Consider the following 24,028-nt stretch of genomic DNA (forward strand, 5'->3'; position numbering starts at 1 on the left):
ATGATTGCTAAAAAAACTATTTATTTAGGTTTAAGTGTTCTGGTTTTTATAACTACGATGTTTAGTATTTTATTAAGTGATATTCCTAATGGTAATTTAAATGAGTCAATAGCAATACATTGGATTATTCTTTTTGTATTTGCTTTACTATTGCCAATCTTCAATTTAGCCGAAATCATTATCAATAGAGATGATTGGAATAAATTTTATTGGATAGGATTAGTTTTAAATATAATAACCTTTATTTTTATTTCAAGATATTTCAACATAGACATTAATGTTTTTGCAGAATTATTTAATTAAATAAATGGCTCATAAAAAAAACGTCTTATTATCAAAATAAGACGTTTTTAAGATTATTTCTTTTCTTCATTATTTAATTTATCATCCCAATCCGGTTTTTCACCTTTAAATTTTTGGGTATCCACATCATAATTTTCATCGTTTGTTAAAACTTCATCGTGATCTTTATATTGATGCTTTCTCATGTCACTTCTGTTATCCGAACCTTTATGGTTTTGTTTTTGCGAATTTTGGTTGTTTGTGTTCATAGCTATAAATTTTTAAGTTTTGATAAAGTTAATTATTTATAGCCTAGTTACTCTTATAAGATTTGCACTAAAAATTTCAGAATTTGAATACACTATTCACTTCCTTCATTATTCAGATCAAATGGATAATCTCCAAATAAAGCAGACATTCGCATGGTTTGATACACTTTTCTAGTGTATTTGTTGGATAAAGCAATCATTGTAACGGTATCTTTTTTCAAAGTAATATAGGATGTAGTGTTTCCATGCCACCAACCGTTATGATAAAAAATTTCTTGGCCTGTTTCCCATTCACGTAGACGAATGCCTAAACCATAATTTTTGATGCCTTTTTTTTCATAACTATATCCTTTGTAGATTTCTTTTTTTAAATCTTCGGAAATAAAGTCATTGGAATAAGTAGCTAAATCAAATTTTAGTAAATCTTGTGGAGTTGAGTAGATGTTTTTATCACCATAAATTGCATCTAATTGATCATAAGGAATTTTTTCTTTAGTACTTTTATAAGTTTGACTAACCGAATCTTTTTGCTTTTCAAGTTCAAAAACAAAAGTATTGTTCATGTTTAAGGGTTTAAAGACAAGGTTTTGCATCGCTTGTGGAAAAGATAAATTGGTCAATTTCTCTATGACTAAAGCTAAAATAGCATAATTGGTGTTGCAATATGCGAATTTTGTATTGGGCTTGAAGTCCAAAGGAATATTATGTTTTCCCATTATATTTAAAATGTCACTATTATGTAATGTTTTTGATTTGCCCCAAACTTTAACAGGTTCTGTGAAATTGCTATATTTTGCTAAACCACTTCTGTGATTTAATAACATTCTAATAGAAATTGCTTTATAAGGAAATGATGGTAAAATAGTTTGCACTTTTTCATCTAAACTTAGCTTTTGGGCATCAATTAACCTAAAAATTGAAGAAGCTGTTAAAACTTTACTAATGGAAGCTAAATGCAAAGGAGTTTCTTCAGATAAAGATTCATTGGTTTTAAAATTCGCTTTTCCTTGGTATTTTTCAAAAATGATTTGTCCATTTTTTGCGACTAAAAAACTTCCATTAAACTCATCATTTTGATTAATATGTTCATTGAAAAATGTTTCAATTAAGAATTTCTTTTGCTCAATATATTTTTTGGGTAATTTGTTAAAACCTATGGGTACTAAAGAATCAGTAGGAATAAGAATTTCATTGTCAATACGTTGAGCTATTTTTTTTTCTTCTCGTTTTTTACAAGAAAATAAAATTAGTAGGATTAGTAGGCTTAATAAGTGTTTCAAGGGATTGTTTGTTTCCACAAATATAAAAAAATCAGATAAAAATTTAATTGAATTTAACTTTTTGTGAATATTTTAACCCAATTTTATAAAATTTCAATATTTGGATTTATTTTGAATAATTCTTCAATAAAATCAGCTTCTTTTTCTGGTGAAATATAAATATCGTCATATTTGTTATAAGTGATAATTAATCCAATTTGACTTAAAGCTGGTTTCCAAATAGTTGGTACAAAAATACCGTCATGATGTTCGATTTTTCGAATGGTTTTGATATCAATTTTCCCGTTGAATGGACCAGATTGCCAATAAAGATGTTTATCTTTAATTTTATATTGAGTTTTTATTGCAATTGAAGCTAGTAGTAAAAGTGACAATAAATTAATTCCAATAACAATGTAAAACTCACTTCCAATATCATTTATGAATGCAGGAATTGTTGCAGCAATTATTACACTAAATGTTATAATGAAAATAGCATTTAAACGTTTACTTCTTTTGGATTTATAGACTTTCATAGCCTATTGATTAAAAATTTAATTTCTTTTTAGAATCTTTCGTCAAAGCATCTTTATGTACCAAAACAGAAATTGCTTTTAAACGCATATAAGGAACACTTATATAAACAAATCCACCATTAGTAACTCTTTTTTCATCGGTTCCCCAAGAATTTTTTACTTTGTAATAAACATTTCCTTTTTGATCTTTTACGGTTCCAACTATATGCATTAAGTGATCATCTGTAGTTGTAAAATTTTCAAATTCAGCTTGACGATATTCTTGAGAAACTGGCATTTCTTCCACAATTTCAGCTAAACCAGTTTTAGTGTCGTCTTCGTTTTTTGGAATAAAAGCAACCCCATATTTGGCTGAAAAAGTAACTTCTGAAACATCACAATCTAAGGACAAAGAATATCCTTTGGCTAAAGCATTATCAATATTTTGGATAAATTCATCCAAAGGTAAATTATACATACTTCCATTAGAAAAATTATCAGGAATGTTTAAAATGAAAGATTTGTAAAATGGTTGGTGTGAAAATGAAGTTAACGTAATATAGTTTTCTGGTTTGATTTTAGTGAATTCAGCAAAACTTTTTGGAGTGTATTTCTTGCCTTCGAAAGTAAATTCTGTTGGATTTTTACCTAAATAAACATCTAAAACAGTTGAAACGGCTTCTTTCCATTTTGGAGATAATTTCTTTCCTGGATTATCAATATATACTTTTAGCATAGCATTCAAAATATCTTCTAATTCACTGTGATTGTGTTTCTTTTCGTCTTCTGTTAAACCAGTATAAACATTCGCGGGAACTAATCCAAAATCAGCGACACTATTAATCACATCATGAGCTAAACCACCTTGACTAAACTGAGCTTTTCCTTGTCGCATCACAAAATTTTCAGCTTTTTTGGGATATGTATTTCTAACTTGATACATTTCAGATAAATCAATTTGTTTTCCGGTTAGACGAATAATTTCTGATTCTAAAAACGAAGAAGTAGAGAAACTCCAACAAGTTCCTGTAATATCTTGTGAAATAACTGGTGTTGTTTCAATGTCTATAACCGATTGAAATTCATAGTTTTGAGCGTTTGATGTTAAAAATCCAAAAACCAATAAGAGTGCAATGCGTATTCTTTTCATTGTAGTAATTCATTTGAAGATGCAATATAATGCAAAAAATGCTTTATTTTTACGTGAAATTTCATTTTAACTTTAACTTGATTTTTTTGGAATACAGATTTAAGAAATTAGAGTAATTGCTATAATCTTTTAATTTGTGCTAAAAGTCAAAACTAAAATTTTTAATACAACATGAGTAAAATCAATTGGAAAACCGCAAAAGAATTTGATGATATAACCTATAAAAAATGCGATGGTGTTGCCCGAATTGCCTTCAATCGTCCTGATGTTAGAAACGCATTCCGACCAAAAACAACCCGTGAATTAATTGATGCCTTTTACGATGCACAAGAAGATACATCAATTGGAGTAGTGCTACTTTCTGCCGAAGGTCCAAGCTCTAAAGATGGAGTATATTCGTTTTGTTCTGGTGGAGATCAAAAAGCAAGAGGTCATCAAGGCTATGTAGGTGATGATGGTTACCATAGACTAAACATTTTAGAAGTACAAAGAATGATTCGTTTTATGCCAAAAGCAGTAATTTGTGTAGTTCCAGGTTGGGCTGTTGGTGGCGGACATTCGCTACATGTAGTTTGTGATTTGACTTTAGCTAGTAAAGAACATGCTATTTTTAAACAAACAGATGCAGATGTAACTAGTTTTGATGGTGGTTATGGTTCGGCATATTTAGCCAAAATGGTTGGTCAAAAGAAAGCACGTGAAATTTTCTTTTTAGGTAGAAATTATTCAGCTCAAGAAGCTTTTGAAATGGGAATGGTTAATGCAGTTATTCCTCATGCTGAATTAGAAGATACAGCTTATGAATGGGCTCAAGAAATATTAGCTAAATCTCCAACATCTATAAAAATGCTAAAATTCGCTATGAATTTAACCGATGATGGCATGGTTGGCCAACAAGTTTTTGCTGGTGAAGCTACTCGATTAGCCTACATGACAGACGAAGCAAAAGAAGGAAGAGATGCGTTCTTAGAAAAACGTAAGCCTAATTTTGAGAAGAAGTATTTACCTTAGAAATTTAGAATTTAGAAAAATAAAAACTATAAATGAGCGAATTTAAAAATCAAACAATAGACATTTCAACCTTACCCAAGTTTGAAGAAACAGCACTAAATTCTTTACAAAAAAGTTATTTTAAAGTTATGTTGATTCAGTTTGGAATAGTATATGGCATTCTTTTGATTGGAATAATAGCCCTTTATTTCATTTCTATTAAAGAGTTAATACAAGATAAAATCATCTATTTTGCTATAGGTTGGTTGGTTTTGGTGGTATTGAATTTTCTGTTTTTAAGAATAAGTTTTGCCAAAAAAGGATTTGCTTTACGCGAACATGATGTTATTTTCAAGTCTGGAGTGATTAGTGAAACTACTACCATTGTCACAAACAATAGAGTGCAACATGTGGCTTTGCATCAAGGAATGCTTTCAAGAATTTTTGGATTAGCTTCCATTGAATTATTCACTGCTGGTGGAAGTTCAAGTGATTTGAAAATCAATGGTTTATTGCTTAATGATGCTAAAAAAATCAAAGAAAGTGTTTCATTAAAAATTAATGAAATTGCGTCAGAAATCATTGAAGAAAATCCAATTGAAGAAAATCCAATTGAAGAAAATCAAATTCAAAGTATACACGAGAACAATTCAAAAGAAGAATCAGATGAAATCTAATTTTGATTTTTCTATTCCTCAACGGCAATCCTTAATTGGAGTGATTGTTTTGTTTGCTAATACCTTGCAAAAATCGGTTAGAGCTTTTTGGCCATTTATTTTAATTATTTTCTTTAAAAAAGAGTCTTATAGTGCTATTCAGGTTTATGTTGGAATTGTTGGAGTTATTTTATTTGTTGCTATTATCGCTTTTTTAAGATATTGGTTTTTCAAATTTTACATCGATTATAAGTTGGAAGAATTTGTCATTGAAAACGGAATTTTCAACAAAACCAAAACGACAATTCCTTTTCATAAAATCCAAAAAGTTAACATTGATCAAAGTTTAATTCAGCGTATTTTTAATGTACATAAATTAGAATTAGACACAGCAGGCAGTGATAAAAAAGAAGCTTCGATTAACGCAATTTCTCATGAAATGGCAACCGAACTTAAAAAACAATTACTTGAAAATACGCAAAAAAACAGCCATTTAATTGATGAAATTATAGAAAGCGAAGAAAAACCTAAATCGTTTATAACAATAGGAATACTAAGTCTTTTAAAAATCGGAATTACAGCTAATTACATCAAAAGTTTTGCCTATATCTTTTTGATTTTTACTACAGTTTCTGATAATTTAAGACAAATTGGACGAGAAGATTTAATTGACGATAACATCAATCAATTGGAACAAATTCCGATTATGAGTTTGATTTTGTGGTTTTTAGTTTTCATTTTCACTGCGATTATTATTGTGAATTTAGTTTTAACGGTTGTTAAATATTTCAATTTTACACTTAAAAAAGATAAGAAATCACTTGTATTGACTTATGGCTTACTAAACATCAAAAGCACGATTATTAATCCAGAAAAAGTTCAAATCATCAAGCTGACACAGAATTTTTTTCAGAAAAAGCTCGATGTAAACACGATAGAAATTTTTCAAGCTTCTAGCGATATGAAACGAGCTAGTGCAAAAGATAAAACTAAAATTCCAGGTTGTAATAAATCTGAAAAAGAACAAATTTTAAAACTGCTTATTGGAAAGTTACCAAATCATCAAACGACATTAGTACCAAATATCAGGAAACTGCTTTTGAATAGTTTCTTTTTTATTCTAATTCCGATAGCTATTGGGTTGACCATAAATTATAATTTTGAGAAATTCTCATGGAATGAAGTAGTAGTTGTAATTGCTATTTATGTGTTATTTATGGGAACGATTTTATATTTTTCTTACAGAAATTATCGACTATTTATATCCGATGAATTTATCGTGAAGCAGAGTGGAGCTTGGGATATTGACCATGAAATAATGATGCCTTATAAAATTCAAGCCATTGAAACCCAACAATTTTTTTGGCAAAAATATACAGATATAGGCTCAGTAGTTTTATACACAGCTGGTGGACGAGTTTCGTTTTCAACAGGTAATTTTACTGAAATTAAAAAGCAAGTGAATAAATGGTTATATCAGGTTGAGGTTTCAAAAGAAAATTGGATGTAAAAACAACCTGAAACAAAACAAACTAAAAATTAAAATGAAAAACTGGATACAAGCCGCAAGATTACGAACATTACCTTTATCACTTTCTGGAATAATTGTGGGAAGTGCTTATGCCTATCATCAAGGATTTTATGATTATAGAATTTTAGGTTTAGCACTTTTAACTACGTTAGGACTTCAAATTTTATCCAACTATGCCAATGATTATGGTGATGGAGTAAAAGGCACTGATGTCAATAGAATAGGAGAGAAACGAATGGTTGCTGCTGGAGTTATTACTGCTTCTCAAATGAAAAAAGCGGTTGTCATCACAGCAATTATTACTTTGGCTTTAGCTTTAACCTTAATTTATGTGGCTTTTGGAAAAGAAAACTTTGCCTTGAGTCTGATTTTTATTCTTTTGGGAATTGGTTCAATCGGTGCTGCTATAAAATACACTGTAGGAAGTAATGCTTATGGTTACAATGGCTTAGGAGATTTATTTGTATTTGTTTTTTTCGGATTAGTATCTGTTATTGGTTCCAATTTTTTATACACTCATTTTTTAGATTGGAAATTAGTTTTACCAGCTTCTGCTATTGGAATGTTGAGTGTAGCCGTTTTAAATCTGAATAATATGAGAGATATTGAAAACGATAGAGCAGCAGGAAAAAGAACTTTGGTGGTTAAAATGGGATTGGAAAATGCTAAAAAATATCATATATTTTTACTAACTACAGCTTTATTATTGTTTTTAGTTTTTTCAATTCTAATTAATTCTTCATTAATTGCAATTACAACAATTATTGTCCTAATATTTCCTCACATGAAAACGGTTTTAAGAGCTGATTCATATGAAGATTTTGATCCAGAATTAAAAAAAGTTGCATTAATAACCTTTGCATTAAGTATTCTTTTTACTGTAGGTTTAATTTTTAATTTCTACTAATCACTAATTACTAAATCATGAAAATCACATTTTACGGTCACGCTTGTTTAGGAATCCAAATTGAAGACATTAACATAATCGTGGATCCATTTATTACAGGAAACCCAAAAGCTTCGCATATAGATATTAATACACTAAAAGCGGATTATATTTTATTGACTCATGCTCATCAAGATCATGTTTTGGATGTGGAAGCAATTGCCAAACGAACTGATGCTGTCATCGTTTCTAATTTTGAAATAGCTAATTACTACGGAAATAAAGGTTTTCAATTTCATCCAATGAATCATGGTGGAACTTGGGATTTTGAATTTGGAGTAGTTAAATATGTTAACGCAATCCATACTTCATTATTTCCTGATGGAACTTATGGTGGACAACCTGGTGGATTCGTAATCGAAGGAGAACGAAAAAATATCTACATTGCTGGAGATACAGCTTTGACAATGGACATGAAGTTAATTCCAATGCGAACTAAACTAGATTTAGCCATTTTACCAATAGGAAGCAACTTCACCATGGATGTAGAAGATGCCATTTTTGCCTCCGATTTTGTAGAATGCGATAAAGTTTTGGGTTATCATTACGATACTTTCGGCTATATCGAAATCGACCATGAAGAAGCCAAACGTAAATTCTTTGAAAAAGGAAAAGATTTGATGCTGTTGGAAATTGGAGAGTTTATTGAATTGTAGAGAAGAAAATAGAGAATAGATATTTAAACACAAAGTTCGCAAGGTTTTTCGCAAAGTACGCAAAGAATCTATGAAAACTATGTAAAGCAAAGCGACTTCAACTCAAACAAAGTCTGAGAAATCTATGTGGTTTAAAAACACCTTGTGAAACCTTGAGATAACTTTGAGAAACTTTGTGCCACAAAAAAAACATGAAAGCTAATTACAAAAAATACATCCTAGACTTCAAACGACCAAGCGGAACTTCTCGAGGCATTTTAACCGAGAAAGAAACTTGGTTTATCATCTTAGAAGAAAACGGAAAAATTGGAATAGGTGAGTGCGGAATTTTGAGAACCTTATCTGTTGATGATCGACCCGATTATGAAGCAAAATTGCAATGGGTTTGTAAGAACATTAATTTAGGGAAAGACAAACTTTGGGAATCGCTTTTAGAATTTCCTTCTATTCAATTTGGAGTGGAAATGGCATTCCATTCTTTGGCTTCAAAAACACCTTTTGAGTTGTTTGCATCTGACTTTACAAAAGGAGAAAAAAGCATCTTGATTAACGGCTTAGTTTGGATGGGTGAAGAGTCTTTTATGAAGCAACAAATTGAAGAAAAATTAGCACAAGGATTTACTTGTATAAAACTAAAAATTGGAGCCATAGATTTCGAAAAAGAATTGGGATTATTGCGATTTATTAGACAACATTATGATGAAAAAACCATCGAAATTAGAGTAGATGCTAATGGTGCTTTTAATTCTACTGATGCTTTATATAAATTAAAACAATTGGCTGGTTATAAATTACATAGTATAGAACAACCTATTCCGAAAAACAATACTGACAGGATGTCAGAGCTATGTAAAACCACACCTTTACCTATTGCTTTAGATGAAGAGTTAATTGGTGTGTTTTTGCCTTACGAAAAAGAAGCATTGCTACAAAAAATTAAGCCTCAATATATCATTTTGAAGCCTAGTTTGGTCGGTGGTTTTAGAGGAACTTTAGAGTGGATTTCCATAGCTGAAAAACTCAATATTCAATGGTGGATTACTTCTGCTTTGGAGAGTAATATTGGACTAAATGCCATTGCACAATTTACCTTTTCACTACAAAATAAATTACCTCAAGGATTAGGAACAGGAGGTTTATATACCAATAATTTTGACTGTCCTTTAGAAGTTTCAAATGGGCAACTTTGGTATAAAAAAGGAAAGAATTGGGAAGTAGATTTTGAGAATTTTAAGTAAAAAAAACCGACAAAATTTGTCGGTTTAATCTTTTTCTTTTTCAATTTTATGCGTATTCTATTTTTCAACTTTGACAGTTCCACCGTCATCTTTTATTTCTACTTCGGTTTTTTTGTCACCATCTTTTGAAGAGTATTCTACACCATCTTTACCAATACTAATTGATGTTCCGTTGCTTTCTTCTTCTACTGGTTCTGCTTCTTTTTCAACGACTACAGTTTCTTTTTCAACGACTGTTGCTTCTTCTTTGTCTTTACAGCTAACTGTTGCAAAAATTGCTAAACTAGCTATCATTAGGGTTACTTTTTTCATCTTTTTTAGTTTTATGATTATGGTTGCAAGATATAACCATAAACAGTTAGTTAAATTATAATACTTTTATTTTATGTTATAGAATTTCCATTTTGCATTAAAAATGCACTATTTGTAAGCATTTTAAACCAAGAACATTTGCAATTAATGCACTTATTGGATTGTTTCTTAGTTATAAGCAGGAAGTACTTTTTAAAATGCAGGAGGTAGTTTTCTAAATGCAGTTAGAATAGTTAAAAAAAAAGAATTTTTGAAAATGAAAATTAAGGGTTTTATCAATCTATTACTATCATTTTCAATGAAGTATTTGATGATTTTGCCATCGTTATAACTTTTTAGTTAATGTATAGGATTTTATTTATAACAAATTAGTAGAATCAATTAAATCATCAATTTTATATGTTTCTTTATCTAATGTCTTTGATTTTAAGAATAATTCTCTTGCTTTATCAATTTCACCAAGATCAAAATAATAAATTCCTAAATTTCTATAGATATATGAATTGTTTTCATCTAATTCAGTAGATTTTTCTATATCAGCAAGACCTTCATCTATTAAACCAATTTTAATTTTTGACAAGCCTCTATTGTTGTAAGAATAAGCAATTTCAGGATTAATAGAAATAGCTTTATCAAAGTTAGGAATAGCTTCTGAATATTTTTCGAGTAAGTTTAAAGTAAACCCTTTATTATTTAAAGCATAAGAATTTTGCGGATTAACTTTAAGTGATTTATCATAGATGACTAAAGATTCGTCGTTTAATTCTAACTTACTATAAATAAAACCTCCATTGTTATAGTCATCAGAAGTTAATTCAAATTCTTTTTCAAATTCATCAAATAACTTTTTTGCTAAATCATAATTTTTTTCAAACGTATTCGCAGAAACATTATAACGATATACATTTTCGTCTTTAATATCTAAACTTAATAAATAGTCAAAAAGTGCAATAGATTTATTGTATTCTTTCTGGTTATAGAAATCGATAGCCTCAGCGTATTGATTTGGGTATTTTTTGTATTTAAAAAGTTTAGTTAAAGTATATCCATCGTTGTATACAGTTTTACCATTATTTAAAATAATTGGTGTTTTTTTTGGAATAAGGTTTCTGAATAAATCAAAAATAGAGCTTATAAAAAATACAACTGAAAAAAGTAAGTAAGAATCATTTAATTCTTTTGAATAAGCATAATAAATAAAAAGAGTAGCAATAATAAAAGGAAATAACGGTCCAAATAATATGTAAACTATTTGTGTATTAATCGTAATTTTTTTAGCAGAAGGAATGCATAATCCATTTTTCCAAGAAAAGAATTTATGGTTTAACCAAACATCTAAAAGTCCAATTTGAAGTTTATACTTTTCTTTTGGTCTCCATATGAACCAATATATATTGAAACTTTTTCTTTGGTTAATAATATTGCCGGAAGAGCATGACCAAGTTCATGTAGAATTATTATTAAGCCTCTAATGAAAAACAAAAATATAATAAACTGTATAATTAAAGGAAGTTTCATTCAATGAATTTGATTAAGACTTATTAAAACAAATATAGATAAAATCTTAAGATGAATATTCTTTAAATAGAAAATGAGGAATACAAAATAATATTATTTAGGATATTCTTGTTCTTTATAGACAAAATAAAATAATAGTATTGAATTTAATAGAAATATATACATTCCATATTTGATTTGTCCAATACCTGGTAGCAAAAAAGACATATAAACGATTGATAAAGTGATTATTATTAGATTTACAAAACATAGAAGCAATTGTTCATAGTGCTTTCTAATGAAACAAATAAACATTGTAATATTTATAATCATTATTATTGTAAACCCTGAAAGTATTGGTTCAAATTGTATTGCTAAATCATAACCACTTAACGTAAAATCACTCTTAGCTTTTTTAAATGAGCTTTCTTTTTCACTATCAGTTCTTACATTTTTATAAACCTTAAAAAAACCAGAACTTCTTTTGATAGAATCATCTGAACATGCTTGAAAAAAAGGTAAAAAGAATATTAGCAAACTGAGCATTGATAATATTCGGATTATTGTTTTTCTGTTGCTAAAAAAGGACATATGACTATTCTATTTAAAACTAGTGCTTTTTTAAAATTAAAAAAATATTTATTTTGATTTCAGTCTTACAGATTTTGTAATGGTTCATTTTTTTTAATTTATTCATTCCATTCTATATTAAGATTCTTTACACCAACTTTTTTAAGAAACTTATTTATTTCAGAACTAGTTTTATTAATATTTGTTAAAAAATCACCATAATTAGTTCCTAAATTTGATACATAAATTATATATTCATCATTTTTTAATTCTTTAATTTTTTTTGAATCTAGAATTCTATATTCATCAATTTGAATTAAATCGCAGTTATTACTATTTTTCTCAGAATAGGTTATATTTTTGGGAAAAGCTTGTCTTAAGCAATTTGCAATTTTATTTGGAAGCATTGGATTTCTAATAAAATCCATAATTTCAATCCTATTAATTGTTTCTTCGGTCATAAAAACTGGATAATTAAAAGATTCTTCTTCTAATTTAGATAAAAAATATTTTCTATTAATTCTTGTTTTTGCAACATGGAATAAATTTCCTTTATTTATATGTACATAAATTATTGATTTTTCAGAAAATTTTGAACATGAAATATTGATATCACATTTTTGGAAATTTTTAATTAATTTTAATACTAAATCTAATTGTTTCTTTTGTATTTCTCTTCTGTAAAAAAGAAAAAAAACTCTTATAGAAATCCATAGTGCTAAACCTGAAAAAAGGAGAGGTATTATTTTCCAAACATAGTTTGCTTCCATAATTTTATTATTATTACGTGTAAATATAAACAAAAACCCACAAAAAAATCCAAAAGCCTAAACTTTTGGATTTTATATAATTATTATAAGATAAACAGTTTGTTGAGAAGATTTCCATTTTCATGGGAATTTGTTATCTCAAAGTTGCACCAACTTCTTTTTCAAAGTTAGCTTGCAGTTTTTGCATTACTTTTTCAATTTGTTTGTCTTCTAATGTTTTTTTGTCATCGCTCATGATAAAGCTCATAGCGTATGATTTTTTGTTTTCGGGTAGGTTTTTACCTTCATACACATCAAAAAGACTGATTTCTTTGATTAATGTTTTATCGGTTTGTTTGGCTATTTTGTATAAAGCTTCAAAAGTTACTTCTTTGTCGATTAATAAGGCCAAATCTCTTCTTACTTCTGGGAATTTAGAAATCTCAGTTAACTTTAATTTATTTGAAACATATTTTTGAATAGCAGCCCAGTTGATGTCAGCATACACTACTTCTTGCTTAATGTCAAACGATTTACCAATGGATTTTTTTACGATACCAAACTCAGCAATCGTTTCTCTTCCAATGGCTAAAGCTAATCCTTCTGAAAACACATCATTTTCTACAGGTAATGTACTAACTTTTTGGTCTAAGCCAATTCTAGTTAATAACGCCATCACATAACCTTTTATCATAAAGAAGTCCGATTTTGTTGCAGTTGTGTTCCAGTTTTCAGCAGTTTTATTTCCAGTAAGATATAAACACAAATGCTTTCTTTCGTCATAACCATTTTCAACTTTGTGATAGGTTTTTCCAAACTCAAACAAACGTAAATTTGATTTTTTTCTGTTGATGTTGAAAGATATAGCTTCCAAACCAGAAAACAATAACGATTGTCTCATGGCAGAAAGTTCAGTACTCAATGGGTTTATGATATGAACCGTTTCATTTTCAGTCAACTGTTCTGATAATTTGATATAATCTGGAGAAGTTAACGAATTCGCCATCATTTCATTGAATCCTTGAGAACACAATTGGTCTGAAATGATATTTTGTACTTTGTATTCTTCTGTTCTCGGTGAATTGGCAATAGTAGCACTCACTTTGGTATTGAAACCAATACTGTTGTAACCATAAACTCTTAGAATTTCTTCGATAACGTCAATTTCTCTTTGCACATCAACTCTGTACGAAGGAATAGTAAGTCCTAAACCAGATTCAGTAATGTTATTGATTTTAATTTCTAGAGAAGTTAAAATGGTTTTGATGGTTTCTTTTTTCAGTTCTTCACCAATTACTTTGTTGATTCTGTCAAAAGTCACGAAAACACTAAAATCTTCAATTTTCTTTGGATAAACATCAGTAATATCAGAAGTAATTTCTCCACCAGCTACTTCTTGAATCAATAAAGCGGCACGTTTTAAAGCATATTCAGTAATGCTTGGATCAATTCCTCTTTCAAAACGGAAAGAAGCATCTGTATTTAAACCATGTCTTTTAGCTGTTTTACGAACCGAAACAGGATTAAAATAAGCACTTTCTAAAAATATATTAGTAGTATGTTCTGTGACACCTGATTCTATTCCTCCAAAAACTCCAGCAATACACATTGGACTTTCAGCGTTGCAAATCATTACATCTTCTGCATCTAATTCACGTTCTACACCATCTAACGTTGTGAATTTTGTTCCAGCTTTTACAGTTTTAACAATAACTTTATTGCCTTTGATTTTATTAGCATCAAAAGCGTGTGTAGGTTGCCCCAATTCGTGCATTACATAATTTGTAACGTCAACAATATTGTTTTTTGGACTTAATCCAATGGCTTTTAATCTATTTTGTAACCAAGAAGGAGAAGTCTTAACAGTAACTCCAGAAATTGTGACTCCACAATAACGAGGAACTAATTCTTTGTTTTCGACTTCAATAGCTATTTTTAAAGTTCTTCTGTCAACATTAAAGCTACTTACGGAAGGTGTGATTAATTCACTAGTAACATTACTTTGTATTAATCCTGCTTTTAAATCACGAGCAACACCCCAATGACTCATGGCATCTGCACGATTTGGAGTTAAGCCAATTTCAAAAACCTCATCACTTTCTATATTGAAAACATCTTTTCCTAAAGTTCCAGGTTTTAAATCTTCGTTTAAGATTAAAATTCCGTCATGACCTTCCCCAAGACCTAATTCGTCTTCGGCACAAATCATTCCATGACTTTCTTGTCCACGAATTTTACCTTTTTTGATTTCAAATGCATTTCCTTCTTTGTCGTATAATTTTGTTCCAATTGTGGCAATAGGTACTTTTTGACCAGCAGCTACGTTTGGAGCACCACAAACAATTTGAACAGGAGCATTTCCGTCACCCAAATCTACGGTTGTGATTTTTAATTTATCAGCATCAGGATGTTTTTCACATGTTAAAACGTGACCTACAACAATTCCTTCTAAACCACCTTTTAGGCTTTCAAATTTATCTACACCTTCTACTTCTAAACCTAAATCGGTAAGTAAAGCAGCTGTTTCTTCTGATTCCCAGTCTATTTTAATAAATTGTTTTAACCAGTTGTATGAAATACGCATTTTATTCGAATTTTTAAAGGTGCAAAGATAGTTTTAAAATTTAGAATTTAGAATTAGAATTTAGAAAATTCAAGGTTTATGAAAATTGTTAAAAACCTACAACCCATAACCTACAACCTCATTTATATTATTTCTTCAATGTGTTTTTTGATATTACTGGCTAATTTCTTGGTTGGTAAATCGTTTGCATCATCACCAAAAGGATCTTCAATCTCTTCTGCAATAAGTTCTAAACTGGCTAAAACATAAAAAGTAAAAACTACAACAGGAATTACATAATATCCTAAACTAAAAACATATCCAAAAGGTAATGTCATTATATAAAAGAATATAAATTTCTTGATGAAAGAACTGTAAGAGTAGGGAATAGGTGTATTTTTAATTCGCTCACAAGCTCCACAAATGTCTGTAAAAGATTGAATTTCACTATTTATAATTATTAATTGATCACCCGAAATTTTTCCACTTACATGTAAATCATGCACTTTTTGAAACATCATTTTGGCTACTTGATTAGGTCTATGATTTTGATGGTTTATATCCAATTCCAAGTCTTCAAATAGCATTTTGGCTGTTTCTTCATTATTTAAATGTTTTTGTAAGATGGAAGCATAACCTGGAATTACTTTTCTAAAGAAGTTTTTATCGTTTTCCTCAGTTAATATTACAGAAAGCTTAATGGCTAAATTTCGACTATTATTAACTAATGAACCCCAATGTTTTCGTCCTTCCCACCAACGATCATAAGCAGTGTTTGTTCTGAAAACTAATAATAATGAAATTACAAAACCCAACATTCCGTGCATTATGGTAATGTTTTTTACGTGACTATCTTTAGATAATTTCCAATATTCTAATTCTAAATAAGCAATGCCATAAGAATATAATCCTATAAAAATCATCATGGGAATTAATTGACGAAATGTATCGGCTTTATGAAATCGAAATATAAAAGTAATCCAGTCTTTTGGGTTGTATTGTACCATTTTGAATTGAAAGATTTAAAATTTAAATGAATGTAAAATTAGAAAAATTAATCCCAACTCAACGTTCCACTTAATTCTTTTAAATTAATTTCTGCTAATTTAGTTTGATATTGAGCTGTTGCATAACGAACTGAAGCTTCAATAAAGTTTTGTTGTGCTGTTCTAACTTCGATTGTAGTAATTGTGCCAATTTTAAATTTAGAAAGCGTTATATCAAGATTTTGACTGGCAATTTCAACATTTTCTTTTTCAATTTTTGTGAGTTCTAAGTTGGTTTGATAGCTTTGATAAAATGATGCTAGTTGAGATTCCAATGCTAATTTTTGTTGGTTTAAGGTAATTGATGCGTTTTCGACTTCATATTCAGCTGATTTTTCTCTTTTATTTTGTAAAAAGCCGTTAAAAATAGGAACACTTGCTGAAACTCCATATACAAATCCTTGTCCAGATGATTGCGTGATGAACCCTAATGAAGCTTCTGAACGTGTAAAATTGTAACCAGAAGTTAATCGAACTGTTGGATATCGATTTCCTTTAATTTGTTTTAAATTTAAATCTGCTAACTTTTTATTGAGAATTTGGGCTTGTAATTGTGGGTTTTGCTTAGCTGCCAAATCTTTTAATTCATCATAAACTAAATTTTCTTCAAAAGTGATTTCTTGTTTGACTTTAAAATCGGTTTGTAAATCTCTTGCTAATAATTCGTTTAATCTAATTTTGGTATTTTTGTATAGTTCTTTCTGACTCAATAATAGACTTTTATCTGTATTCAAGTCTACTTGTGCATTTAAAAGTTCAAGTTTTGATGCTTTACCAATTGAAAAACGATTATCTGCTGTTTTTACTCTTTGATTTGAAATTACAATTGCACTGTCAATAGAAGCCATAACTTGCTGTTGTTGTACTAAATCATAGTAAGTTAAATATACATCACTAATTCGATTCAAAATAGTAGCTTGTAATTCAGATTCTCCTTGTGCTTCTAAAGTTGCTAATTGCTCTTTTCTGGCAAACATATTTAAGCCATCAAAAATTGTCCAATCTAAACCAACACCATAACTCAAGCTATAGTTTTTAGCATTATTTAGTTCTCTTGTAGAACCATCTGCTTGAGTTTGCTTTGTGTCAATTTGACTATTGTTATTAACTACATTAGCATTCAAAGCCGGTAAGATTCCAGCATTTGCTAAATTATTATTTGTTTCATCTATTTTTAAATTGTTTTTGGCAATTTTTATTTCATAATTGTTTTCCAAAGCAATTTTTATAGCATCTTCAATAGACAAAACTTCTTGAGCCTGTATTTGAAAACTTGCTAATAGGAGTAAAGTATATTTTATAATATTAGACATGATTTATTTTTCTAAAGCTTCAATGTTATCAAATTCTGGACGGTGTTTTCTATCTCTTGACCAAACTAAATAAATAGCTGGAATTACAAAAAGTGATAATATTAAGGAGAACATTGTTCCTCCCACAATAACAACACCCATTCCCATTCTACTTTCAGAAGCAGCTCCAATTGATAATGCAATTGGTAAAGCTCCTAATGCAATAGTTAAACTAGTCATTAAAATAGGACGTAATCTTGATTCTGATGCTTCCATTATGGCATCATATTTTGATTTACCTTGTTCTCGCAATTGATTGGCAAATTCTACAATTAATATCCCGTTTTTGGTTACCAAACCAATTAGCATTATTGTGCCAATTTGGCTAAAAATATTCCATGTTTGATCAAATAACCACAGCGAAAATAAGGCACCAGCAATTGCCATTGGAACCGTTAAAATGATAATAAATGGATCAATAAAGCTTTCAAATTGAGCTGCTAATATTAAGAAAATCAATAATAAAGCTAATCCAAAGGCAAAAGAAGTATTGGAACTACTTTCTACAAAATCTCTTGATTCTCCACCTAAATCCGTTGTGAAAGTTTCATCTAAAACTTTAGCTTTTATAGCATCCATAGCATTAATTCCATCATTTATACTTTTTCCAGGAGCTAAACCAGCACTTACTGTAGCTGACATATATCTGTTATTATGGTATAATTGTGGTGGATTACTTTGTTCTTCTATAGTAACTACGTTATCCATTTGAATTAATTCTCCTTTATCATTCTTCACAAAAATTGATGTCAAGTCTAAAGGTGTTGCTCTATCTTCTTCTAAAAACTGTCCAATTACTTGATATTGTTTTCCATTTCTTGTGAAGTAACCAAAACGCTGTCCACTTAATGACAATTGTAAGTTTTGTGCAATATCAATAACAGAAACACCTAAACTTTTTGCTTTTTCTCTATCAATAGAAACATTAAGTTCAGGTTTGTTGAATTTTAAATTGACATCAACCATTGAAAAAGTTTCATCTTTTGAAGCTTCCTCCATAAATAAAGGCACTTTCTCCTGAAGTTTTTCAAAATTCTGAGCTTGAATTATGTATTGAATAGGCAAACCACCTCTTCGACTAACTGAAATAGTTGGTTGTTGAATTACAGAAGTTTTAACATCTGGAAAACCTTTAGTCCATTTTGATAATTCATCTGCAATTTCCATTTGCGATTTTTCTCTTTCGCTTGGATCTTTTAAAGCCATTCTAATGAAACCACTATTTACAGAACCACTTCCACCAAAACCTGGAGAAGTAATTACTAAACTAACTTTTTTATCAGGAATAGAATCATCAACTAATTGTGACATTTCTTGCATGAATCTATCGGTGTACTCATAAGTTGCTCCTTCAGGTGTTGACATTCGCATTACAAATCCGCTTCTATCATCTAATGGTGCTGTTTCTTTTTGTAAGACATTAAAAAACAAGTAAATTAACCCAAAACACACAAAAATAATTCCAAAACTATACCATTTGTGTTTTATAAATCGTTCTAAATAAAAGGCATAACCTTTATTCATTTTTATAAAATAGGGTTCAGTTAAATCATAAAATTTGGTTCTTTTTTGTTCACCACCTTTCATTAAATAAGCATTTAACATTGGTGTTAAGGTTAATGATACAAAAGCTGAAACCAAAACGGCTGAACCAATTACGACACCAAATTCCCGAAAGAGTCGTCCCACAAAGCCTTCTAAGAAAATTACAGGTAAAAATACGGCTGCTAACGTAATTGAAATGGAAATTACAGCAAAAAAGATTTCGTTTGAACCTTTTATAGCAGCTTCAATGGGTGTCATTCCTTCTTCCACTTTTTTGAAAATATTTTCGGTGACGACAATTCCGTCATCTACAACTAATCCAGTAGCAAGAACAATTGCTAGTAAAGTCAAAACATTTATGGAAAACCCTAACATCCACATAATAAAAAATGTTGCAATAAGAGAAACAGGAATATCAATTAATGGTCTAAATGCAATAGCCCAATTTCTAAAAAATAGATAAATGATAAGAATTACTAATATTATTGAAATCATCAACGTTTCAACAACTTCGGTTACAGATCGTTTTACAAAAACCGTTGAATCTATAGCAATGTTTAATTTAATATCTTCGGGTAAATCTTTTTTTAGTTTTTCATATTCTTTGTAAAACTCATTAGAAATATCAATGTAATTTGCACCTGGTAATGGAACAATTGCAACAGCAACCATAGGTTTTCCTGATTGTGTTAATTTAGATTCTAAATTTTCAGGGCCTAAATTAGCTGAACCAACATCACTTAATCGAATAATTTTATCACCATCTGCTTTTATAATAATGTTGTTGAATTCTTCTGAAGTTGTTAGATTTCCAACTGTTTTCACCGTTAATTCAGTATTATTTCCTGTTATTTTTCCAGAAGGTAATTCAACATTTTGATCGTTTAAAGCTTGTCTGACATCTGAAACAGTTAATCCATAGGATGCTAATTTGTAAGGATCAATCCACAATCGCATGGCATATCTTTTTTCACCCCAAATTTGAACACCACTTACACCGGGAATTGTTTCTAAACGTTGACCAATTACGTTTTCTGCATAATCACTTAGTTCTAGAGCATTTCTGGTTTCACTTTGAACCGTCATTGAAATGATAGCTTCACTATCAGCATCAGCTTTGGAAACTATGGGTTGTGAATCTATATCTTCAGGTAAACTTCGTATGGCTTGCGAAACTTTATCACGAACATCATTGGCAGCTTCTTCTAAATCTTTTTCTAAGTTAAATTCGATAGTAATTCTACTACTTCCTTGATTGCTTGAAGAAGTAATATTTCGAATTCCATCAATAGAGTTTATAGCTTTTTCTAAAGGTTCAGTAATTTGAGATTCAATAATATCAGCATTTGCACCAGTATAATTTGTTCGTATTGAAATTTGAGCGGGATCTATTGAAGGATATTCTCTAACTCCCAAAAATTTATAACCAATAAATCCAAATAAGATAATGGCAAGATTTAATACAATAGTAAGAACAGGTCTTTTTATACTTAATGTAGATAAACTCATACTTATTTTTTAAGGGTTACTTCAACAGCTGTTTCTGGTTTTAGACTCATGATTCCAGTTGTAATTAAAGTATCACCTGCTTTTAAACCATCCATAACTAAAATAGACTCTTCTGTTCTTGTTCCAGTTTCAATTTTTACTTCTTTTGCTTTACCTTTTTCAGAAATAAATACTTTTTTTCCATTTTGAATTGGAATAATAGCTTCAGAAGGAATTAAAATAGCATCTTTAATGTTACTTAATGGTAATTTTACGTTAGCATAAGTTCCAGGAAATAATTTACCTTGTTTATTGTTTGTTTTTGCACGAACTAATAATGTTCTGGTAGCTACATCAACACTTGGATCAATGGCATAAATTGAAGCTTTAAAGATTTCATCTGAACCTGAAACAGTAAATTCTATTTCACTATTCATTTTTATTTCAGAAGCATATTTTTCTGGAATAGAAAATGTGATTTTTAATTCGTTTGAACTAACTAAATTGGTAACAACTGTAGTAGGAGTAAGGTAAGTTCCTGGAGAAATGTTTCGCAAACCAATTTTTCCTGAAAAAGGAGCTTTAATGGCTGTTTTTGCAATTTGAGCTTGTATTAATTGCGCTTGTGATTGAAGACTTCTATATTCAGCACTAGCAATTTCGTACTCTTCTTGACTTATAGCTTCTTTTTCTAGTAGAAGTTTGGCTCTTCTTTCATTTTCACCAGCTAAATTCTTTCTTGTATTAGCTTGTGCTAATTGTGCTCTTAATTCAATATCATTGACTTTAAAAAGCGTTTGCCCTTTGGTTACATTTGTTCCTTCTTTGAAATAAATGTTTTCTACGATACCAGAAACTTCACTTCTTATTTCAACCTGTTCGTTAGCTTCAATTGAACCAGAAACAGAAATGATATTAGAAAAGTTTTCTTCAGTAACGACAATTCCATTAACTTTAGTAGAAGGTTTTTTATCACCAACAGGCTTATTGGTTTGAGCAGAAGATTTATCTAAATTACTTTTTATGCGATAGCCAATAAAGCCAATAAAAAGGATAATTATAAGGGTTAAAATTAATGTTTTGAGCTTCATTGTATGACTTTAAAGTATAATAACAACAAATCTACTTTTTCATAGTTTAGAAAGCCAATTCCTTATAATTTATTTAACAATTGTGAAGATTTATTTTCGAACGATCCTTTAACTAATGTAATTCCAAATGTTTTTCTTTTTGCTCATTTCTATAAAAACTTCACGTAGTTTTTTATGTTCAGGTTTTTCCATTGGTGCATCTACTTTAAGTAATTTTACAGCTTCATGTCGAGCAAGTTGTAGAATGTCTTTATCTTTAACTAAATCAGCAATTTGAAGATTTAAAACACCGCTTTGTTGTTTTCCCATTAAATCACCTGGACCACGAAGTTTTAAATCTACTTCAGCAATTTCAAAACCATCATTGGTACGAACCATGGTTTCCATTCGAACTTTACTATCTTCACTTAATTTGTGACTGGTCATCAAAATACAATAACTTTGTTCGGCTCCACGACCAACTCTTCCACGTAATTGATGCAATTGCGATAAACCAAAACGTTCTGCACTTTCAATTATCATAACCGAAGCATTGGGAACATTTACACCAACTTCAATTACAGTGGTTGCTACCATTATATTGGTTTTTCCAGCTGCAAATCTTCTCATTTCTTCATCTTTGTCTGCTGGTTTCATTTGCCCGTGAAGAATTGAAATACTGTAATCTGGTAAAGGAAAATCGCGTGAAATACTTTCATAACCATCCATCAAATCTTTGTAATCCATTTTTTCAGATTCTTGAATTAACGGATAGACTATATAGATTTGTCTTCCTTTTGCGATTTCGTCTTTAATGAACTTCCAGACTTTTAAACGATTGCTGTCAAAACGATGTACTGTTTGAATGGGTTTTCTTCCTGGAGGCAATTCATCAATTACTGAAATATCTAAATCACCATACAAACTCATTGCTAATGTTCTTGGAATTGGGGTTGCAGTCATTACCAAAACATGTGGTGGAATATCATTTTTCTTCCACAATTTACTACGTTGTTCTACACCAAAACGATGTTGTTCGTCAATAATAGCTAATCCTAAATTTTGGAATTTTACTTTATCTTCAAGTAAAGCATGTGTTCCAATTAATATGTCTAAAGTTCCATTTTCTAAAGCTTCGTGAATCAATCTTCGTTCTTTAGTTTTACTTGAACCAGTGAGTATTTGTATATTGATGTCTAAATCTTTAGCTAATTCGGTTAAACCAATAAAATGTTGATTGGCTAAAATTTCTGTTGGAGCCATCAAGCAACTTTGAAAACCATTATCTTTTGCCATTAACATACACATTAAAGCTACAATTGTTTTCCCTGAACCAACATCACCTTGCAATAAACGGTTCATTTGAGCATTACTTCCCATGTCATTTCGAATTTCTTTCAATACTCTTTTTTGTGCATTGGTTAACTCAAAAGGTAAATGATTTTGGTAGAAATTATTAAAATTTTCACCAACCGTTTCAAAAGGATGACCTTTAATTTTGTGTTTTCGGATTAAGTTTTTTGTAATGAGTTGGAGTTGAATGAAGAATAATTCTTCAAACTTTAATCGAAATTGGGCTTTGGCTAATACATCTTGGCTTTTTGGAAAATGAATATTTAATAAAGCCTCTTTTTTAGGAATCAACTTTAAGTTTTCAAGTAAATAATCAGGCAAGGTTTCCGAGAATAATGCATGCGTTTCTAGAAACAATTGCTGCATTAATTTATTGACTACTTTATTGGTAATTCCTTTATTATTGAGTTTTTCTGTACTTGGATAAACAGGTTGCATGGCTGAACGAAGATTAGCTTTGTGTTCCGCTAACAATTCCATTTCTGGATGAGCCATATTAAATATACCTCCAAATTGAGATACTTTTCCAAAAATGACATAAATTTCATTAATTTTTAAACTTTCTCTAATCCATTTTTGACCTCTAAACCAAACCAATTCCATTTGTCCAGTATCGTCAATAAAAGTTGCTACTAAACGTGATTTTCCTTTGCCAGCCTCAACGGTTTTTATGTTGATAATCTTTCCAATTATTTGGAATTCGGAATTTGTATTTTGAAGTTGGTTGATTTTAAAATAATTCGTTCTATCGATATATCTATTGGGAAATAAATTGATCAAGTCAGCATATTTATGAACATTTAGTTCTTTTCGAAACAACTCTCCACGCTGTGGACCGACACCTTTTAGGTATTCTATGGGAGTTTCTAATAGATTATTCATATACTTTTTGCCTGTTTATAAGTTTGATTTTTTTACTAAAAAACTATAAAGCGAAGATAAGTTTAAATTAGTAAATTTGATAATCAATCCATACAATTTTGATTCAATA

At 29.7% G+C, this 24,028-nt stretch carries 21 protein-coding genes; 7 read left to right on the plus strand and 14 right to left on the minus strand.

Translation table 11 applies throughout. The features are described from left to right. On the plus strand, positions 1-303 hold the full coding sequence (locus tag AABJ49_RS01730; protein ID WP_338375555.1) for a hypothetical protein: 303 nt from the start codon (positions 1-3) through the stop codon (positions 301-303). Between the two features lie 53 nt (positions 304-356). Here AABJ49_RS01730 and AABJ49_RS01735 read toward each other — a convergent pair whose 3' ends face one another. The 4 genes from AABJ49_RS01735 to AABJ49_RS01750 form a co-directional block, all read right to left on the minus strand. Continuing rightward, the gene (locus AABJ49_RS01735) at positions 357-551 is read right to left on the minus strand and encodes a hypothetical protein (RefSeq protein ID WP_338375556.1); all 195 of its coding nucleotides are present in this window, start codon (positions 549-551) and stop codon (positions 357-359) included. A gap of 92 nt (positions 552-643) precedes the next feature. After that, positions 644-1,831, minus strand: coding sequence for a serine hydrolase domain-containing protein (locus tag AABJ49_RS01740; protein WP_338375558.1), 1,188 nt, complete (start codon positions 1,829-1,831; stop codon positions 644-646). Positions 1,832-1,914: 83 nt separating this feature from the next. Next, positions 1,915-2,346, minus strand: a complete 432-nt coding sequence (locus AABJ49_RS01745) for a PH domain-containing protein (protein WP_338375560.1) — start codon at positions 2,344-2,346, stop codon at positions 1,915-1,917. 10 nt (positions 2,347-2,356) lie between these two features. Beyond that, positions 2,357-3,475: a C1 family peptidase gene (locus AABJ49_RS01750; protein ID WP_338375561.1), complete on the minus strand. Its 1,119-nt coding sequence runs from the start codon at positions 3,473-3,475 to the stop codon at positions 2,357-2,359. Between the two features lie 171 nt (positions 3,476-3,646). On the opposite strand from AABJ49_RS01750, the gene AABJ49_RS01755 reads away from it, so the two are divergent. From AABJ49_RS01755 to AABJ49_RS01780, 6 genes are all read left to right on the plus strand, one after another. After that, positions 3,647-4,486 (plus strand): 1,4-dihydroxy-2-naphthoyl-CoA synthase, encoded by an 840-nt coding sequence (locus AABJ49_RS01755; RefSeq protein WP_338375563.1) that lies wholly within the window; start codon positions 3,647-3,649, stop codon positions 4,484-4,486. A 32-nt stretch (positions 4,487-4,518) separates the two neighbouring features. Continuing rightward, a complete protein-coding gene (locus AABJ49_RS01760) occupies positions 4,519-5,142 on the plus strand; it encodes a PH domain-containing protein (protein WP_338375565.1) in 624 nt (207 codons plus the stop codon). Further along, complete coding sequence (locus tag AABJ49_RS01765) at positions 5,132-6,631, plus strand: PH domain-containing protein (protein WP_338375567.1); 1,500 nt, start codon at positions 5,132-5,134, stop codon at positions 6,629-6,631. The genes AABJ49_RS01760 and AABJ49_RS01765 overlap by 11 nt, the downstream gene beginning before the upstream one ends. 34 nt (positions 6,632-6,665) lie before the next feature. Further along, positions 6,666-7,559, plus strand: a complete 894-nt coding sequence (gene menA, locus AABJ49_RS01770) for a 1,4-dihydroxy-2-naphthoate octaprenyltransferase (protein ID WP_338375569.1) — start codon at positions 6,666-6,668, stop codon at positions 7,557-7,559. Positions 7,560-7,576: 17 nt separating this feature from the next. Then, positions 7,577-8,254: a metal-dependent hydrolase gene (locus AABJ49_RS01775; protein WP_338375570.1), complete on the plus strand. Its 678-nt coding sequence runs from the start codon at positions 7,577-7,579 to the stop codon at positions 8,252-8,254. 191 nt (positions 8,255-8,445) lie between these two features. Then, positions 8,446-9,492: an o-succinylbenzoate synthase gene (locus AABJ49_RS01780; RefSeq protein ID WP_338375572.1), complete on the plus strand. Its 1,047-nt coding sequence runs from the start codon at positions 8,446-8,448 to the stop codon at positions 9,490-9,492. A gap of 57 nt (positions 9,493-9,549) precedes the next feature. Here the strand turns inward: AABJ49_RS01780 and AABJ49_RS01785 are convergent, their stop codons facing one another. From AABJ49_RS01785 to recG, 10 genes are all read right to left on the minus strand, one after another. After that, positions 9,550-9,804: a hypothetical protein gene (locus AABJ49_RS01785; RefSeq protein WP_338375574.1), complete on the minus strand. Its 255-nt coding sequence runs from the start codon at positions 9,802-9,804 to the stop codon at positions 9,550-9,552. Between the two features lie 358 nt (positions 9,805-10,162). Then, on the minus strand, positions 10,163-10,384 hold the full coding sequence (locus AABJ49_RS01790) for a tetratricopeptide repeat protein (protein WP_338375576.1): 222 nt from the start codon (positions 10,382-10,384) through the stop codon (positions 10,163-10,165). A 1,031-nt stretch (positions 10,385-11,415) separates the two neighbouring features. Further along, the gene (locus tag AABJ49_RS01795; protein ID WP_338375578.1) at positions 11,416-11,847 is read right to left on the minus strand and encodes a hypothetical protein; all 432 of its coding nucleotides are present in this window, start codon (positions 11,845-11,847) and stop codon (positions 11,416-11,418) included. 143 nt (positions 11,848-11,990) lie between these two features. After that, a complete protein-coding gene (locus tag AABJ49_RS01800; RefSeq protein ID WP_338375580.1) occupies positions 11,991-12,641 on the minus strand; it encodes a hypothetical protein in 651 nt (216 codons plus the stop codon). A gap of 133 nt (positions 12,642-12,774) precedes the next feature. Continuing rightward, on the minus strand, positions 12,775-15,204 hold the full coding sequence (pheT, locus tag AABJ49_RS01805) for a phenylalanine--tRNA ligase subunit beta (RefSeq protein ID WP_338375582.1): 2,430 nt from the start codon (positions 15,202-15,204) through the stop codon (positions 12,775-12,777). A gap of 122 nt (positions 15,205-15,326) precedes the next feature. After that, positions 15,327-16,190, minus strand: a complete 864-nt coding sequence (locus AABJ49_RS01810; RefSeq protein WP_338375584.1) for a bestrophin family ion channel — start codon at positions 16,188-16,190, stop codon at positions 15,327-15,329. Positions 16,191-16,237: 47 nt separating this feature from the next. Then, on the minus strand, positions 16,238-17,542 hold the full coding sequence (locus tag AABJ49_RS01815) for a TolC family protein (RefSeq protein ID WP_338375585.1): 1,305 nt from the start codon (positions 17,540-17,542) through the stop codon (positions 16,238-16,240). A 3-nt stretch (positions 17,543-17,545) separates the two neighbouring features. After that, positions 17,546-20,635 carry an efflux RND transporter permease subunit gene (locus AABJ49_RS01820; RefSeq protein ID WP_338375587.1) on the minus strand — a complete coding sequence of 1,030 codons (3,090 nt, stop codon included), beginning with the start codon at positions 20,633-20,635 and terminating at the stop codon, positions 17,546-17,548. Positions 20,636-20,637: 2 nt separating this feature from the next. Further along, on the minus strand, positions 20,638-21,705 hold the full coding sequence (locus AABJ49_RS01825) for an efflux RND transporter periplasmic adaptor subunit (RefSeq protein ID WP_338375588.1): 1,068 nt from the start codon (positions 21,703-21,705) through the stop codon (positions 20,638-20,640). Between the two features lie 108 nt (positions 21,706-21,813). Further along, positions 21,814-23,919, minus strand: coding sequence for an ATP-dependent DNA helicase RecG (recG, locus tag AABJ49_RS01830; RefSeq protein ID WP_338375590.1), 2,106 nt, complete (start codon positions 23,917-23,919; stop codon positions 21,814-21,816). Positions 23,920-24,028 lie beyond the last annotated feature (109 nt).

It is taken from the genome of uncultured Flavobacterium sp., from assembly GCF_963922255.1.
GTDB lineage: Bacteria > Bacteroidota > Bacteroidia > Flavobacteriales > Flavobacteriaceae > Flavobacterium.